Annotated in this window: 16 protein-coding genes and 1 tRNA gene; 5 read left to right on the forward strand and 12 right to left on the reverse strand. The window is 58.1% G+C overall.

The features are described 5' to 3' along the window. Positions 1 to 296 precede the first annotated feature (296 nt). Together KO536_RS06370 and KO536_RS06375 are read right to left on the reverse strand one after the other, a co-directional pair. A complete protein-coding gene (locus KO536_RS06370) occupies positions 297 to 1,334 on the reverse strand; it encodes a DUF4238 domain-containing protein (protein ID WP_219261486.1) in 1,038 nt (345 codons plus the stop codon). 237 nt (positions 1,335 to 1,571) lie between these two features. Then, a tRNA-Val gene (locus tag KO536_RS06375) sits at positions 1,572 to 1,648 on the reverse strand. Between the two features lie 184 nt (positions 1,649 to 1,832). Between KO536_RS06375 and KO536_RS06380 the strand changes: the two genes are divergently transcribed. After that, positions 1,833 to 3,116, forward strand: a complete 1,284-nt coding sequence (locus KO536_RS06380; RefSeq protein WP_133077231.1) for an FAD-binding oxidoreductase — start codon at positions 1,833 to 1,835, stop codon at positions 3,114 to 3,116. On the opposite strand, the gene KO536_RS06385 is transcribed toward KO536_RS06380, so the two are convergent. Further along, positions 3,117 to 3,800, reverse strand: a complete 684-nt coding sequence (locus KO536_RS06385) for a peptidase C39 family protein (RefSeq protein WP_133077230.1) — start codon at positions 3,798 to 3,800, stop codon at positions 3,117 to 3,119. It abuts the gene before it with no gap. A gap of 224 nt (positions 3,801 to 4,024) precedes the next feature. On the opposite strand from KO536_RS06385, the gene KO536_RS06390 reads away from it, so the two are divergent. Beyond that, entirely contained in the window at positions 4,025 to 4,192 is a 168-nt protein-coding gene (locus tag KO536_RS06390; RefSeq protein ID WP_219261487.1) for a hypothetical protein, read from the forward strand. 60 nt (positions 4,193 to 4,252) lie between these two features. On the opposite strand, the gene KO536_RS06395 is transcribed toward KO536_RS06390, so the two are convergent. Together KO536_RS06395 and KO536_RS06400 are read right to left on the reverse strand one after the other, a co-directional pair. Further along, positions 4,253 to 5,008 (reverse strand): TerC family protein, encoded by a 756-nt coding sequence (locus tag KO536_RS06395; RefSeq protein WP_133077229.1) that lies wholly within the window; start codon positions 5,006 to 5,008, stop codon positions 4,253 to 4,255. A 30-nt stretch (positions 5,009 to 5,038) separates the two neighbouring features. After that, a complete protein-coding gene (locus KO536_RS06400) occupies positions 5,039 to 5,278 on the reverse strand; it encodes a hypothetical protein (RefSeq protein ID WP_133077252.1) in 240 nt (79 codons plus the stop codon). Positions 5,279 to 5,413: 135 nt separating this feature from the next. Here KO536_RS06400 and nhaR point away from each other — a divergent pair, with 135 nt between their 5' ends. After that, positions 5,414 to 6,313 (forward strand): transcriptional activator NhaR, encoded by a 900-nt coding sequence (gene nhaR / locus KO536_RS06405; RefSeq protein ID WP_219261488.1) that lies wholly within the window; start codon positions 5,414 to 5,416, stop codon positions 6,311 to 6,313. Here nhaR and KO536_RS06410 read toward each other — a convergent pair. Next, entirely contained in the window at positions 6,300 to 7,463 is a 1,164-nt protein-coding gene (locus KO536_RS06410; protein ID WP_133077227.1) for an MFS transporter, read from the reverse strand. The two genes, nhaR and KO536_RS06410, sit on opposite strands and share 14 nt — an antisense overlap. 266 nt (positions 7,464 to 7,729) lie before the next feature. On the opposite strand from KO536_RS06410, the gene sstT reads away from it, so the two are divergent. Further along, positions 7,730 to 8,962 carry a serine/threonine transporter SstT gene (gene sstT / locus KO536_RS06415; protein ID WP_133077226.1) on the forward strand — a complete coding sequence of 411 codons (1,233 nt, stop codon included), beginning with the start codon at positions 7,730 to 7,732 and terminating at the stop codon, positions 8,960 to 8,962. Between the two features lie 56 nt (positions 8,963 to 9,018). Here sstT and KO536_RS06420 read toward each other — a convergent pair whose 3' ends face one another. The 3 genes from KO536_RS06420 to KO536_RS06430 are packed head-to-tail and all read right to left on the reverse strand — an operon-like array spanning position 9,019 to position 11,353. Then, positions 9,019 to 9,528: a DUF1993 family protein gene (locus KO536_RS06420; RefSeq protein ID WP_133077225.1), complete on the reverse strand. Its 510-nt coding sequence runs from the start codon at positions 9,526 to 9,528 to the stop codon at positions 9,019 to 9,021. Next, the gene (locus tag KO536_RS06425) at positions 9,525 to 10,169 is read right to left on the reverse strand and encodes an NTP transferase domain-containing protein (RefSeq protein ID WP_219261489.1); all 645 of its coding nucleotides are present in this window, start codon (positions 10,167 to 10,169) and stop codon (positions 9,525 to 9,527) included. Before KO536_RS06425 ends, KO536_RS06420 begins: the two co-directional genes overlap by 4 nt. Next, positions 10,166 to 11,353: an XdhC family protein gene (locus KO536_RS06430; protein ID WP_219261490.1), complete on the reverse strand. Its 1,188-nt coding sequence runs from the start codon at positions 11,351 to 11,353 to the stop codon at positions 10,166 to 10,168. Before KO536_RS06430 ends, KO536_RS06425 begins: the two co-directional genes overlap by 4 nt. Positions 11,354 to 11,449: 96 nt before the next feature. On the opposite strand from KO536_RS06430, the gene KO536_RS06435 reads away from it, so the two are divergent. Continuing rightward, complete coding sequence (locus tag KO536_RS06435) at positions 11,450 to 12,109, forward strand: TetR/AcrR family transcriptional regulator (protein ID WP_219261491.1); 660 nt, start codon at positions 11,450 to 11,452, stop codon at positions 12,107 to 12,109. Here the strand turns inward: KO536_RS06435 and KO536_RS06440 are convergent. The 3 genes from KO536_RS06440 to KO536_RS06450 form a co-directional block, all read right to left on the reverse strand. Further along, complete coding sequence (locus KO536_RS06440) at positions 12,103 to 15,663, reverse strand: molybdopterin cofactor-binding domain-containing protein (protein WP_219261492.1); 3,561 nt, start codon at positions 15,661 to 15,663, stop codon at positions 12,103 to 12,105. The two genes, KO536_RS06435 and KO536_RS06440, sit on opposite strands and share 7 nt — an antisense overlap. Positions 15,664 to 15,677: 14 nt before the next feature. After that, complete coding sequence (locus KO536_RS06445) at positions 15,678 to 16,166, reverse strand: (2Fe-2S)-binding protein (protein WP_133077220.1); 489 nt, start codon at positions 16,164 to 16,166, stop codon at positions 15,678 to 15,680. 176 nt (positions 16,167 to 16,342) lie between these two features. Next, positions 16,343 to 16,807, reverse strand: a complete 465-nt coding sequence (locus KO536_RS06450) for a MarR family winged helix-turn-helix transcriptional regulator (protein ID WP_219261493.1) — start codon at positions 16,805 to 16,807, stop codon at positions 16,343 to 16,345. Positions 16,808 to 16,856 lie beyond the last annotated feature (49 nt).

The following is a 16,856-nucleotide window of genomic DNA, read 5'->3' on the forward strand; positions in this document are numbered from 1 at the left end:
GGGCCAATCAGACGCGCCAGCACCGAAGCAATGGGTGAGCCAGGGTTAGGTGCTTAACGTCGGTTACACGATGCTGTAGCCGTTGAAACAATGGCGATTGATCGACCCCCTGATGGTGCAACTGGGTAGCGCAGGGGGATTTTGTTTTCATAAGAGTGGGTGTTCAGCTCAGGATGTCCGAGTGGTCGAGCCATGATCCTATCCCTACCGGATTTACAAATGCGGTTTGCGAAACTGATCAGTTTGAGACAGCACAAAGGACTTAAGGACTCAGGTAAGAGCTCGACCACAGACCACTAACACCAAAAAGGTAAGCGTCCATCTATTGATGGCAATTGCTTATGCGCCAGATCCGGATGAGCTTTTTGGTAGCGCCGTCCAATATATTTTTGGAAGGGCAGAATGGCATTCTCGGAATCACCGATGATGTGCGTCTTTGCCTGAGCCGCAACTTTTGTATTGAGCTCCACCACTGTGACCTCATCAACCACATTCCGCCCCCGAGCAAACCGGTCGGAATCGCAGATGATGTAAGCGACTCGCGGCGAAATCGCGTAGTAGAGGTCGGAGTACTCAGGCGCGGCGAACTCAGTCTCAGATACACACGAATGCACGTTGACGACAGGTTGGTCGGACGTGATGAAAGGCACCCGAGTATCATTTATCAACAACGCATGCTTAGCATAATTACGACCCACGTATAGGTCATACCCGATATTCATCCCGAACATGTAGCTCAAGAACCACCACGCATGCGCCATAGCCTCGACCATATCAATCTCTATGGCATTGCGCCGAGGCAGAGCTTGGATGACGCTATCACGGAAAGTTTTCGTGCGGGATATCTGGTGTCCGAAAAACACCATGAACTCAATCATATGTGTCTTATCCAATAGCACATCGAGTTGCTCATCGGCCAAAGCAGCTAATACTGGCCCTGCCTTACTTTCATGGGAGGCGTGAAGGTTTTCCAACAGGTTGCATTTCAGCGCATGGAGGTGCTGCTCCACTTCCTGTATCCGAATACCAGACTTACGGTAAACAGCTTCATCATGCTGCATTTTCAGAAAGTCATTAAGGTACGACACGTGATGGCGCTGGAGATGATCTGGGCTTAGCTGTGAATAACCCTTGATCACCTCGATTTGCTTGTGGTTAAGCGGGGTGATTTTGTAGAAGAAATCTTCAACAACTATGCCGCGCACGCTGTCGTGCGCAATCCTACCAGTCTTGGTGGTGTAGAAAACATTCCTAGTACCACTACCCCAGCGAGTCAGATAGTTTGCCCAGACATAATGGTGCCGCTTCTTGGCGTCAAATTCATTGCGAGGCATGAGCGTCCATTCCGTAGTGTGCCACTTCCTAAACTCTCAACCTGCGATCCTCGCGTCAAGCTCAGGGGGCTCTTACACAGAGGAGCAAGCTCAAAAACAGCCACCGACAGGCATTCACATTGCCCCGTGTGAACGAACCCGATATTTTGTGAACGTTCTGCATGAAATTCAAGACAACAAAAAAGGGCCCACCTTTCGGTGAGCCCTTCTAGACCGCCCAGCAGAGCGGATTTTGTTTGGTAGGCGCGATTGGACTCGAACCAACGACCCCCACCATGTCAAGGTGGTGCTCTAACCAACTGAGCTACGTGCCTGCTGTGGGGTCGCATTCTATAGATTTGCGGAGGGGTGTCAACACCTTTTTTGCAGCTAACCCTATGAATAGTCGAATTTTTTATTTTTCCCGCAAAAAAGCTCATTCGCCAGTGGCTGGCGGGGGGATTTCAACTCAGGTAGCATCGGTTTCACTCGTAAAAAATATAAAACAGAGGCTGCAGAATGTCGAACACTCACTATCCCCAGTCCTACTATGCGGCTTCAGCTAATCCGACTCCTGAGCGCCCTGCCCTGCAGGGCGAGGTTGAGGTGGACGTCTGTGTAATCGGCGCCGGCTACACCGGGCTGTCGAGTGCGCTGTTTTTGCTGGAGGCCGGTTTCTCGGTCGCCGTGCTGGAGGCCGCGAAGGTGGGGTTCGGTGCCTCGGGGCGCAATGGCGGCCAGATCGTTAACAGCTACAGCCGCGATATCGATGTGATCGAGCGCACGGTGGGAGCCAAGCAGGCACAACTGCTGGGGAATATGGCCTTCGAAGGCAGCAAGATTATTCGTGAACGCGTGGCCAAGTATCAGATCCAGTGCGATTTGAAAGACGGCGGTGTGTTTGCTGCGATTACTGGCAAGCAGATGGGTCATCTGGAAGCTCAAAAGAAGCTCTGGGAACGCTATGGCAATACGTCCCTGGAACTGCTGGATCAGCGCCGGATTCGTGAAGTGGTTGCCTGCGACCAGTATCAGGGCGGGCTGCTGGACATGAGCGGCGGGCATATCCACCCGCTCAACCTGGCGCTGGGTGAAGCGGCCGCGGTCGAGTCCCTGGGCGGCAAGATTTACGAGCAGTCACCTGCGATTCGCATAGAGCGCGGCGCCAATCCTGTGGTGCATACGCCCCAAGGCAAGGTCCGGGCCAAGTTCATCATCGTTGCGGGCAATGCCTACCTGGGCAATCTGGTGCCCGAACTGGCGTCCAAATCCATGCCCTGCGGCACGCAGGTAATCACGACCGAGCCGCTGAGCGAAGAGCTGGCAAAAACGCTGCTGCCCCAGGACTACTGCGTCGAAGACTGCAATTACCTGCTCGACTACTATCGCCTGTCCGGTGACAAGCGCCTGATCTTTGGTGGTGGCGTGGTGTATGGCGCGCGGGACCCCGCCAATATCGAGGCGATTATCCGGCCAAAAATGCTCAAGGCCTTCCCGCAACTCAAGGACGTAAAAATTGATTACGCCTGGACGGGTAACTTCCTGCTGACGCTGTCGCGCCTGCCTCAGGTCGGCCGCATCGGTGACAACATTTATTACTCGCAAGGTTGCAGTGGCCACGGAGTGACGTATACCCACCTGGCCGGCAAGGTACTGGCCGAAGCCCTGCGCGGCCAGGCCGAGCGCTTTGACGCTTTTGCCGACTTGCCTCACTACCCGTTCCCCGGCGGGCAACTGCTGCGTACGCCGCTGACCGCTTTGGGTGCGTGGTACTACAGCCTGCGGGACAAGTTCGGCTTCTAACTAGTTGTGCGACCCCAGAGTCTTGATGGCCGTGGCCCCTGCCTGCTCCTGACCGGAGCGGGACAGGTCATTGGCCACTTTCAACCAGCGCGCCTTGTCTACATTGGCTGGCAATTGTGTCGGCGACAGGATCAACACTGCCCAGCCCCCGGCATCCTTCCAGGCTGACTCGAATGCCTTGAAGTCCATCACGCGTCGACGCTCCATGCCTGCCCGCAACAACACCGTACCCTTGGCGCGGTTGTAACCCACCAGCATTGCATAGCGCGGCTCTGACCAGAGCATTCCGTCGCTGAAGCGCACCATGACCGGATAACCGGCCGCTACTTGGGCCAATAACGCCGACAGGGATGTATCCAGCGGGTACACCATCAACCCGTAGCCAGCGGCCAGTTGTTCTATGTTGCCTTGCAACGACGCCTCGCCGCCCGGCAGTTTCAGCGGCTTGACCAAAAGGCCCGGGGTGATTCTGATCCGTTGCTCACCGAGCATCCCGGCCAGTGTCTGCGGAGCGCCTTGATTGGCGTTACCGCGAAAAAAGGGAACGCCATTGAGCTCGACGCGTTCCGGCAAACGCCGAAACTCGGGCGACTCGACACTGGCACACCCCGCCATCGCCAACACAAACACAAACAACGCTGCCAGCCACATTCGTGCTGATCTCAATCCAGTCACAGCCTGCATATTCCCTCGCCTTGAATGAACGCCAGACCGCAAGGCCTGCCACGGCCGTCGATCATAGGGCGCCAATAAGGCAAGGTATAGCCTTAAGCCACAGCCCAATCGACGTGATAGAGCAAATCGGTTAGTCCAGCACGACCTTCGGTCAATAGACTGCAACACTGCACAGACTAGACTGTCCCTTGCTTAGTGTGTGTTTGAGCCCGTAGGGGACAAAGGAGGCACTGATGAGCCCGATAATCACTATTTTCCTGCTGATCACAGGCTGGCTGGCCGTTGCCGGCGCCATGCTATGGGGCCTGATGCGCATCAGCCGCCATCACCATCCGCAGGTGCAGGCCAAACCGCAAGACACCCCTGAAAAACCGGTAACTGGCGCAGCAAGCGCACATTGACTCCACAAAAAAGCCGTCCACCCCATACAGGGTGGACGGCTTTTTAACAGCAATGTGCGTTTATTTCACCAGGGCTGCCTGACGTTTTTCCCGTACCCGCCGCGCCAGAATGTTAAGTGTCTCAACAGTGGCCGAGAACGCCATCGCCGCATACACGTAACCCTTGGGCACATGAGCACCGAAGCCTTCGGCGATCAGGGTCATGCCGATCATGATAAGGAAGGCCAGCGCCAGCATTACCACAGTCGGGTTGTCATTGATGAACTTGGCCAGGGGCTCCGAAGCCAGCAACATCACCATCACCGCCACCACCACTGCAATCACCATGATCGGCAAGTGCTCGGTCATGCCTACTGCGGTAATGATGCTGTCGATGGAGAACACCAGGTCCAGCATCAAAATCTGACCGATAGCCGCGGCAAAACCCAAGGTCACTTTCGATGACACGCTCTCGGTTTTTTCTTCCTCCTGCGGGGTCATGCTGTGATGGATTTCGCTGGTGGCTTTCCACACCAGGAACAGACCACCGGCAATCAGGATCATGTCCTTCCACGAGAAGGCCTTGCCCAACACTTCAAACACCGGCGTAGTCAGTTGAACGATGTAGGCAATGGTACCCAGCAAGCCCAGACGCAGAATCAACGCCATGCCGATACCGATACGACGGGCCTTGGTGCGGTACTGCTCAGGCAGTTTGTTGGTCAAAATCGAGATAAAGATCAGGTTATCGATGCCCAGCACGATTTCCATCACGATCAACGTGGCTAAAGCGACCCAGGCTGCGGGGCTGGCAGCCAGTTGTAAAAGATATTCCATAGGTGTGCTCGGACTCTGCAGTAAGACTGGTTAGATAGCTTTGGACGATTTTTCGTTTTCTTGCTCAGGCTTTTCTTTTTCAATCAGTCCACCCGTGGCATCGCTGAGCGCTTGCTCAGCAGCCTTGTGGGTGTCATCAATGGCCTGCTTGGCGGATTCAGCCGTTTTGCTCAACATCTGTTGCGCCGCTTTTTCTGCCTGATCGCAACCGGTCATGAGCAACAAGCCTGCCGACAACAGTAGTGCAACACCTGATTGTTTAATGTTCATGATCATTTTCCTCTCTAAATCGGCGGCCACCTGAGTGGCTTGCGCATGACGCGGGATTCTAGAGGGTTGAACACTTCAGGAAAATTCGTATTTATAAGCGCTATACTTCGATTTTTACGAAGTGTTGCAGCGCTGATGCTAAATTACCGTCAACTTCATTACTTCTGGGTCGTCGCCAAAACCGGCAGCATTGTTCGCGCCTGTGAGCAACTGAACCTCACCCCGCAGACCATCAGCGGGCAAATCAGCCTGCTGGAGGACACCTATGGCCTGCCCTTGTTTCGACGGGTCGGGCGCCAACTGGAGCTGACCGAGACCGGCCGCCAGGTATTGCCCTATGCAGAACAGATCTTTCAGCTCGGCAGCGAACTGGAAAGCATGCTGCGCATGGCGCCTAAAGAGCAGCAGATTCTGTTTCGGGTAGGCGTGGCCGATGTGGTGCCCAAATCGATCGTGTATCGCCTGATCTCGCCGACCATGGAACTGGATGAGCCGATCCGTATCACCTGCCGCGAAGACAAACTTGATCGGCTGCTGGCAGACCTGGCCATTCAACGTCTCGATCTGGTTATTTCAGACAGCCCGATGCCCTCCCACCTGGACATCAAGGGTTTTAGCCAGAAACTGGGGGAATGCGGTATCAGCTTTTTTGCCACCCCGGCCCTTGCCAGAGATTACTCAGAGAACTTTCCCCATTGCCTGCAAGGCGCTCCGCTGCTGATTCCAGGACCCGAAACCGTGTTGCGAAGCCGCTTGTTGCGCTGGCTGGCCGAGCAGCAGATACAGCCGCGGATTGTCGGTGAATTCGATGACAGCGCGTTGATGCAGGCCTTTGGCCAGTCCGGAATTGGCGTATTTATTGCGCCGAGCGTGATTGCCCAGGAAGTGATACGCCAGTTTGACGTCGAGTTGATCGGCCACACCGAAGCCGTGACCGAATCGTTTTACGCCATCACCGTCGAGCGAAAAATCCGTCATCCCGGCATCGTTGCAATCACCGAGGGGGCCCGACGCGAATTGTTTACCCCGCGCTAGCGCACACGGGGCGCACCTTGGCGGTCATCAGCAACATGGCCAGCAGAATCGAGATCAAGATAAACCCGGCAGCCGCATACCCCAGGCTGCCCAGGCCATAGTTATCGATGACCCGCCCACCTACCATCGCGCCCAGGCCGATCCCCAGATTGGCCCCCGCAATATTCAGCGACGCGGCAAATGCCGGCGCATGGGGTGCAACTTTCATCAGGCGCACATGGCTGACCAAGAACATGGCCGCCTGCGTCACACCCCAGATACCCATCGCCGCCGCAAGGCCCAGGGTTGAATGAATGCTCGGCACCAGCGCCACCAGCCCGCCGATCATGAAGGCACAAAACACCATCGAGGCAATCAGCGGGTGGCGATCCACCATCCGTCCGCCCAACGAGTTGCCGAGCAGGCCTACGGCGCCAAAGCCCATCAGGCACCAGCCCACCAGCGTGCCGTCGAAACCTGCCAGACGCTCAAGGATATCGGCCAGATAGGTGTAGGCCGTGAACATGCCGCTGAACACCAGCACTGAGAGCACGATGTGACCCATCATGAGCGGGCTGCGCAGCAGGGCAAATTGCGATCGCAGGGTGACGCTTTCTTTTACGCCATGGGTAGCCGGCAAATACATCCACAGCAACAGCGCCTTGGCCAGTGCGACAACGGCCAGAATGCCGAAGGCACTGCGCCAGCCCCAGGCATCCGAGATCAGGGTGCCTACCGGGATGCCGAACACTGTCGCACAGACGATTCCGAACCCGATTTTGGCAATCGCCCGCCCGGCGTAATCCGGGCCTACGATGTCCACTGCCGTTTCGCTGGCCAGGGCCCAGAACACCGGCAAACCCAGTGCCGGTAACAGTCGCGCAAATGCCATCACCCAAATATTCGGCGCCAGTGCCGCCACGGTGTTGGCGAAGGCGAACATCAGCAAAATCGAGATAAACAGGCGTTTGCGCTCAAAGCGCGCGCAGTAAGCAGTCAAAAACGGGCCAAAGGCCGCAACCGTAAAGGCAAACAGGGTCACCAGCAAACCGGCCTGGGGCACGGTGACCTCAAGGTCGCGGGCAATCGAAGGCAGCAGGCCAACGATGACAAACTCGGTAGTAAGCACAGTAAAGCCGGCCGCAGACAGCAGCAGGATGGGCAACAGCATGAATAACTCCAGAGACAACGAGACCAGCGAAAGCCCGAAAGGCCCGCTGATTTGAAGAAAAGTGTGGGGATGCACAATGTTAACAGAATGATTCAACGTGAAGCCATGCTACTCCGGACACGTTCTATCTCTGATGTGGCAGATCGCCCCTACGTAGGAAAGCACCTACATCTCTATGATAAAGTTCGCCCCCCGCCGACTGCGTCGATCAGCCTGCCCGTTTGCCGCTGATCGCCCCACAGTTTTCAATGACTAGAGAACCCCTTATGACTGCCGCTCCACCCACCCTGCTGCAAAAGCTCAAGAGCACCAGCCTGGTCACTCAGATTGTCATCGGGCTGATTGCCGGTATTTTGCTGGCCTGGCTTGCGCCTTCCGCAGCCCTTTCGGTGGCCTTCATCGGCAAGGTGTTCGTCAGTGCCTTGAAAGCCGTGGCGCCTATCCTGGTGTTTGTGCTGGTCATGGCCTCGATTGCCAACCACAAGCACGGCCAGGAAACCCATATTCGCCCGATCCTTGTTTTGTACCTGTTCGGCACGTTTGCTGCCGCAGTCGTGGCCGTTATCGCCAGCATGATGTTCCCGTCGACCCTGGTTCTGGCCACTGAAAACATCGCCATTGCCGCCCCGGGCGGTATCAGCGAAGTGCTGCAAAGCCTGCTGTTGAGCGTGGTCGACAACCCGGTCAACGCGCTGGTCAATGCCAACTTTATCGGCATCCTGGCGTGGGCCATCGGCATGGGCATAGCCATTCGTCATGCTGGCGACACTACCCGCACCGTGCTTAACGACCTGTCCAACGGCGTCACCCTGATCGTGCGCGTGGTTATCCGTTTTGCACCGCTGGGGATTTTCGGCCTGGTGTCTGCCACCCTCGCCTCTTCAGGCTTCGGCGCATTGCTGGGCTACCTGCACCTGCTCACGGTACTGATGGGTTGCATGCTGTTTGTGGCGCTGGTGGTCAACCCGCTGATCGTGTTCTGGAAGCTGCGTCGCAATCCCTATCCGCTGGTGTTCCTGTGCCTGCGCGAAAGCGGGATTACCGCGTTTTTCACCCGCAGTTCGGCGGCCAACATTCCAGTGAACATGGCATTGAGTGAGCGCCTGGGCCTGCACGAAGACACCTATTCGGTATCGATCCCGCTGGGTGCCACCATCAATATGGCGGGCGCAGCGATCACCATCACCGTGTTGAGTCTGGCAGCCGTGCATACGCTGGGGATTGCGGTGGATATTCCGACAGCCATCCTGCTGAGCGTGGTGGCCGCCATTTGCGCCTGCGGCGCGTCGGGTGTGGCGGGAGGCTCGCTGCTGTTGATTCCGTTGGCGTGCAGCCTGTTCGGCATTCCGAGCGAGATTGCGATGCAAGTCGTGGCGGTGGGCTTCATCATCGGCATCCTGCAGGATTCGGCAGAAACCGCGCTCAACTCGTCCACTGACGTACTGTTTACGGCTGCGGCCTGCATGGCCAAGGAAGACTCAACCCTGCAGCAGGGCTGAGTCAATCAGCAAAACCTGTGGGAGCCGGGTTTGCCCCGCCTCCACAGGAGATTTGCTTAGAACGCGCCCATGTAATCGCGCTTGCCGATTTCAACGCCGTTGTGGCGCAGGATCGCGTAAGCAGTGGTCACATGGAAGAAGAACTGCGGCAGGCCGTAGGTCAGCAGATAAGCCTGGCCGGTGAAGCGTTTTTCTTTCGGCGTGCCCTGACGGGTGATGATTTCGATGCCTTCCTTGCCGTCGATTTGCTCGGGCTTGATCCCGTCAACAAAGGCCAGCACTTTGCTGATCAGCGCCTGCAGGTCAGCAAAGGTCACTTCGCTGTCGTCGTACTTCGGCAATTCGATTTCAGCCAGACGGCCCGAAACACCCTTGGTGAAATCAACGGCGATTTGAACCTGACGCACCAGCGGGAACATGTCCGGTGCAAGGCGCGCCTGCAAGAATACGCTCGGGTCGATGTTCTTGGCCGTTGCGTGAGCTTCAGCCTTGGTCAGAACACCGCTCAGGGCGTTGAGCATTTGTTTGAACACGGGAACGGAAGCGGCGTACAGAGAGATAGTCATGAAAGTCTCGACAGTCTGTGGGCGGGATTGGATGTGCGGCGATTATAGACACGCCAGAAGTCATCTGGTGTATCAAGATCAACCATCACCCACTCACTGGCGACTTCTACCGCCATGACCCTGTCACGGCACTGACTCAAGAGCCCCCACGCCCCTTCATCGCCTGCAGCTTCCCTGAGCCGCGACACACAGCCCGGCACCCAGAGCACGGGATTGCCGCGCTTTCCGTTGAAAACCGGCGCAAAACCCATAAACCCCCGGTTTGTCTCAAAGGCGTCAACCAACCGATCGATCACCCTGGCGCTGACTCCTGGCATGTCGGCCAGGCAAAAAAGCACGGCCTGCTGGCGGCTGACTGCCTGCGCCCCCGCACGCACCGACGCGCCAATCCCTTCAGCAAAGGCTGGATTGAGCACAAACTCCACAGGCAGGTCGCACAGCACCTGCCGAACGCATTCGGCTTCATGACCCACAACCACCAGCACCTTGTGGCAGCGGGACGCCAGTGCGGCCAGCACAACATGCCTGACCATTGGTTGACCCTCGATTGTCAGGAGCAATTTGTTCTGAGCACCCATCCTCCGACTCATGCCTGCCGCCAGTATCACCGCCACCACCGGCGTGCTCGTCAACCCGATCATTTGCAGCCGCCTCCTGCGACCTGCAACGACTCAGGCAACACAGTGAGATGAACCTGTGTGGCCTCATGAATCGTGGTCTTGCGGTGTTTCAACATCCCTCCCTGGCGCCGGTTCAGGCAGGCGCTGATTTCACTGACAATGGCCAGGGCAACACTCTCTGGTGTATCGCCGCCCAGATCCAGCCCCATGGGGTAATGAACGTTCGCCCCTGCGGACCCGGCCCCCATCTCGTGAAGCAGGCGCTCAGTGCGATCTTTAGGCCCCAACTGGCCGACATAAGCCGGCGCACAGGCCAGGACGTTTTTGAGCCAGTGCCTGTCCTGCCGATAGCTGTGGGTCATGATCACCACCGCCGCGCCGTCCACCACTGCCTGTAAATCGAACGCCTGATCGATGGGCGCGACCAGAACGTGCCTGGCACCGGGGAAACGCTCGGCGCGGGCGAAATTCGCCCGCCCGTCCACCACATGCACCTGCCAGTTCAACTCACTGGCAAAGCGCACCAACGGCTGGGCGTCGTTGCCTGCGCCAAAAATCACCAGCCGGCGCTGGGGCGCGATGTACTCAAGCAACACCTCAATGGCGCCCGTACCGCTGTCATAGATCATCCGCGACGACTTCTTGCACCCAAGGGTCGCGAGCAAATCCGCCTGAACCTTGCTTGCGAGGACCTCACAATGAAACCCCTCGCGAAGTTGCGACTGGGCGCTCAGCCCCAACCGGGCACCCATTTTGACCCGACGCCTGTCTTCTGCCGACAACACGGTCGCCAGCGCGGCGGGCTGACCGCTTGTGCGTACACCGTGCAGCAGTTGGTGCAACAACGATGGCTTGCCCGCTTCACAGCGTTCAAGCAGTACATGCACCGTGCCGTTGCAGCCCAGGCCAAATGTCAGCTCCGCGCCCTCTTCATCGAGGTCATCATCGTCCTGCGCCGCCGTGCTGTAGCAGCGAATCACCGGCTCCCCAGACTCGGTCAACCACCAGGCCTTCCTGACCAGTTCCTGCTCAAGGCACCCCCCGCTGACCGTACCCACGGCCTGGCCGAAACGCGGTATGAGCATCCTTGCACCGGGCCGCCGATAAGCCGAACCTTCTACCTTGACCACCGTGGCCAGCACCACATCGACATTGCCTCTGTCGGCCTCATCCAGCGCATCAAGCAAGCAATACAAATCAGACATCACCGCCGCCCCCAGCCTTATTCAGTTAATTGCCGTACCATCGCCGCAGTTTCTTCGTTAAAAACAGCGCCACACGTCATCGTGGAGGACAACAGCGTGAACAAAAAAACCGGTGTCCGGGCCCACCAGGCCGACCAGACCAAAGCGCGCATTCTCAAGGCCGCCATTACCGTGTTCGCCCGAGACGGCTATGCCGGTGGGCGCATTGAGCAGATATCCAAAGAAGCCGAGTCCAACGACCGGATGATTTATTACTACTTTTCCAGCAAGGAAAATCTGTTTGTCCAGGTGCTGGAGCACACCTACGAGGCCTTCAACCAGGCCGAAAGCCTGCACCGCCCCGACGCATCCAGGCCGGTCGAGGCCTTGCGCCAACAGGTGGCGTTTTTCTGGAACTATTACGTTGCACACCCTGAATTCGTAGCCATCCTGACCATCGAAAACCTGCACAAAGGCAAACACGCCAGGCAATCCCACGAGATGGGGCGCCTGTCGGCGACCACTGTCGGCGTGATCCGGCCAATCATCGAGGAAGGCCAGCGCCAAGGGCTTTTTCGCAAGGACGTCGACATCAACCACGTTTATTTGATGATCGCCTCGCTGTGCTATTTCTATAATTCGAACCAACACACGCTCACCTCCTTCCTGGGTCAGGACCTCGCCGATAAAGGCCAGCAGCAAGACTGGCTGACGTTTATCAGCGATCTGGTCATACGCGGTGTCATGACCCTGCCGGGCGCTGCAACCGTTCAATGAGTACCCGGGTTTGCCCGCACGTGCGCCACCTTCTGCTGCAACCCCTGCCAAGCAGGTTCGGCCGGGGCAAAGCGGTGGCGCAGGTACGCCGCCAACTCGCTGATCTGACGATTCGACAGGCTGTCCTTGAAGCCGGGCATGTAGCCAAGGTCTGCCGTGGCGGGCGTTGGGATGCCCTGCAAAATCACTTTCAGCAGGTTGTCAGGCAGCGCGCTGTGCACGTTGCTGTTACTGGCCAATGACGGGCTGACGCCAAACAGTTTTGGTCCCAGTCCGTCGGCATGGCAGGCCTGGCAAGCACCCTCGAAGACTCGCTGGCCATTGCTCAACGCCTGCGCGTCAATGCGAGCTTCGACTTTTGGCTGCGGCTCGGGAGCGGCTTGCGCATCCGCACTCAGTGAGGCCAGGTACACCGCCATTGCCCGGCGGTCGGCATCAGGCAGCTTTGCCAACTCACTGACCACCGGCCCCATGGGCCCGGCCGCGACCCCATGGGCATCGGAGTAACCGGTACTCAGGTAGGTGAACAGCTGATTTTCGGTCCATGGCGTCGGCGCCTTGGACAAGCCATTGAGCGCCGGAGCCTCCCAGCCATCTACCATGCCCCCAGCCAGAAAGGACGCGCCGCCCTTCTGCGCGCCCATCAAGTTGCGCGGCGAATGGCAGGCAGCACAGTGTCCCAGGCCATTGACCAGATAAGAGCCGCGATTCCATTGAGCGCTGCGCTGCGGTTGCGCCTCGACTTCACCCGAGCGCAAAAAAATCGCATTCCAGCCCGCCATCAACGGCCGCATATTGAACGGGAACTGCATGTCGTTGGCTTTGGCCGGCTGGCTGACTGGCGCCTGCGACATCAGATAGGCATACAGCGCCTGCATGTCGGCATCGTCAATATTGCGAAAAGAGGTGTAAGGAAAGGCCGGGTACAGATGCTTGCCGTCACGGCTGATACCTTCGCGCATGGCACGCTCGAACGCCGTGTAAGACCACTTGCCGATACCGGTCTCGGGATCGGGAGTGATGTTGGTGCTGTACAGCGTGCCAAATGGCGTCTGCATCTCGAGCCCGCCCGCATTGGTCACGCCGCCCGGAGCTGTATGGCAGACCGCACAATCACCCACCGCCGCCAGCAACCGCCCGCGCTCCAGGGTAGCCGCCGACCAGGTACCCAATGCAGGAGGTGCGATAGGGGCGATTTCGGCACGCCATGGCAATGCCGTGGCGGCCATGCCGACCAATGCACCGAACCCGGCAACCAACGGCGCAAACCACCACTTTGAACGCTTGGGTTTTATCTCTTCGGGGGCTGGCCCCGCCGCCTCCTGTGAATGCTTGAGCGCCGCCAGCACCCGCTCCGGGGTAATCGGCAGTTCCCGGAATCGAATGCCGGTGGCATCAAAAATGGCATTGGCGATGGCAGCCGCACTGGGCACACCCGCCGACTCACCGGCCCCCATGGGGGGCTCGTGCTGACGCGGCATCATCAGCACATCAATTTTCGGCACCTGCTTGAACGTCAGAATTGGATACGCGCCCCACTCCTTGCTGCTCACGGTGGACTCTTCGAACGTGACGCGCTCCTTGAGTACGCGGCTGGTGGCCTGAATCACATTGCCGTGGATCTGATGCTGCACCCCGGCCGGGTTGACCATCATCCCTGCATCATGGCCGATCACCACCCGTGTTACCGAGACTTCACCACTGAGCCGATCCACCGCCACATCCGCGACCCACGCCGCCCATGCCGCCCCAAAGCCTGGGAACTTGCTATGTATATAGCGGGCGTAGGCAAAACCGCGGCCGCGCAGGATATTGTCCTGTTCCGGGGTTTGCATGGGCTCGGTACGCGCCACCCAATCGGCACGTGCGGCCGTAGCCCTGACCAGCTCCGAAGCCCGATCATCGTGCAAATAGCGCAAGCGGTATTCGACAGGATCCACCTTTGCGGCGAAAGCCAACTCATCGATATACGACTCGTGGGCAAAGGTATTGGGCAACGCCGACACACCGCGCATCCACGACGCTCGCACGATCGGCGACATGTCGTTGATCGTGACGCGCATGTGCTCGAAATCATAAGGCGGGATCGAAGTCCGATCTCCCATCTCGAACATCGCCGCCACAGGTTCAACACGCCCCGTCAGGAGCAAGGCAAGGGTCGGCGCACCGTTCGAGGGGTAACTGGTTTGAAAGTCATAACCGGCCACACCGCCGTCGGCATTGATCCCGCCGTCCACTTCCATCAACTGCGCCGAGCCCTTGGGCTCCCAAACGTGCTCCTGCTCGCGGGTCAGTTGCACGCGTACCGGCAGGCCCACGGCCCGGGACAACAGCAACGCATCGGCGCACACATCATCCGCGCAATTGCGCCCATAACACCCCGCCGCCTCCATCCGAATAATCTCAATGCGCTCTTCGGGATACTCCAGTAACCAGGCCAGGTCCGCGCGCAGCAAATGAGGGTTTTGCGTGCCAGACCACACCCGTATCTGCTCTGGCTGATAATCCGCCAGACCACAGGAGGGACCAATGGAGCCGTGGATCTGATAGGGCCACAGATAGGTGCGAGGCATGCGTTCACTGGCCTGCGCCAATGCCTGTTCGACATCGCCCTTGTCCAGCACCACACGCTGCACCCGAGGATTGTCGCGGATCGCCTGCTCTACATCATCCATGTCGGGGAGCTTTTGATTCCAGGCTTTCCAGGTGACTTTCAGCATCTGGGCAGCCTTCACGGCCTGCTCTTCACGCAGGGCGACCACACCCACGAAGTCGCGGATCACCACCACTTTGACGATGCCCGGAATATGCGCGATGGACGACTCGTCCACCTCCAGCAGGCTATTGCCGACAAACTCGCCACTGTCCAGCCCGGCATAGGGCGGGCGGATCACCCGGCCATGCAGCATGTCCGGCAGGCGCATGTCATGCACATAGATCAGCTCGCCCGTGGCTTTGGCGGGGATATCCACCCGGGCCGAGGCCTTGCCTACCAGTCGATAGTCTTGCACCGCCTTGAGAGGCGCATCGCCGGAAATACTCAGCACATGACGCTCGCTCCCGACCAGACTGGCAAATGAAAGCTGGCGTCCGTCGGCACTTTTGACCATGCCACGTTCGGTTTGCAAAGCCGCCGCCTCAACACCCAGTTGCTGTGCGGCCCGGGCCAGTAAAAAACGCCGTGCTTCAGCGGCTGCGTTGCGCAAAGGGATTGCCGTGATCTGAATGGTGGCACTGGCAATGGTTGCGCCCTGATTCGGTGCACTGTCGGTATCCCCCAGCACCATGCACACCTGCTCCAGCGCCAGATCCAGCTCTTCGGCCACGATCTGCGCCAATGAGGTACGAATCCCCGTGCCCAAGTCCACATGGCCGTTAAACCCATATACCTGGCCGTCATCGTTTACCGCAATAAACAGACCCAGCTCCTTGGGCTTGACCACCGGCACACCGCCCTTGGCCACCGGACCCGAGGGGGGCTGGATCTGATCGACGATCAGCAAAACGCCAGACTTGGCCAACAACTGATCACGGGTGAGCGTGGTAAGGGTCATAGTCATCAATCCGTTCAGGGCTTTGGACGGGCGGCAAGCATGACCGCACGCATAATTTCGATATGGGTGCCGCAGCGACAGAGGTTGGCTGACAGTTCGTTTCGAATCTGCTCTTCGCTGGGGTGCGGGTTGCGATCAAGCAATGCCTTGGCAGTCATGATCATGCCGTTCATGCAGTAACCGCATTGCGCCGCCTGCTCATCAATGAACGCCTGCTGGACCCGGTGCGGGTGCTCAAGGGTGCCGATACCCTCAAGGGTGGTGATGCTGCGCCCCTGCGCGCCAGCCAGTGGGAAAACACAGGAGCGGGCAGCTACCCCGTCAATGATCACCGTGCACGCCCCGCACTCGCCCAGGCCACAGCCGTACTTCGGGCCGTTCAGCTGCAAATCGTTGCGCAGTACCAGCAGCAAGGGCGTATCGGCCATTGCAGTGACCTCAACCCGCTGCCCGTTGACTTCAAGTGTTACCGTTTTGACAGGCGCGAGGGTTTGATCGCTCATGCAAGGCTTCCCCAGGTAGCAACGTCCGCACTGTTTGAGCGGATCTTATTAAGTGTTTACTTCATGAAAAGCGCGTCCCAAAGGCCTGCATATCCAGAGCCTCTGTTACCGCGAATTTGATGAAGTAACTACTTCACCAAATAAAGGCAAGAACAATGCCAAAGGGCATAAATGGTTTAATCGGCGCTCTCATCGACCATTTTGTGCAGTAGATACAGCATCGCTACCCGTTCGGCCGGATTGAGCCTGCTCATGGTCAACTCGCTCACTTGAGCAGCATGGGGCTGGGTTTCGCGCACCAGTTGCTCACCCGCCTCGGTGAGGCTGACGATGACCTTGCGCTTATCCTGTTGCGCAGGCTTGAGAGCAATCAGGTCGCGAGCCTGAAGGCGCTCGACAATCCCGCGAATGGTCGCCTGATCCACTGCCGTGGCCTTGATCAGCTCGCTCAAGGAGCTGGGCCCATGATCATGCACCGCGCACAGGGTAATGAACTGTACGGCGGTCAATTGCGAGTTGCCGATGTTCTGCTGAAAAATAGCCATGTTGCGCTGGTAAGCCTTGCGCAACAAATGACCTACCTGCTGGGAAAAGTCATAAGTCACAGGATTGCCTGATTGCTTGTCTGTCGTATCCGGCACAGCGGCCTCTATCAAGTGAAGGGTGAGTGGTGAGATGACCTTAACCTGC

This window comes from Pseudomonas sp. NKUCC02_KPG (assembly GCF_019345465.1).
Classification (GTDB): Bacteria; Pseudomonadota; Gammaproteobacteria; order Pseudomonadales; family Pseudomonadaceae; genus Aquipseudomonas.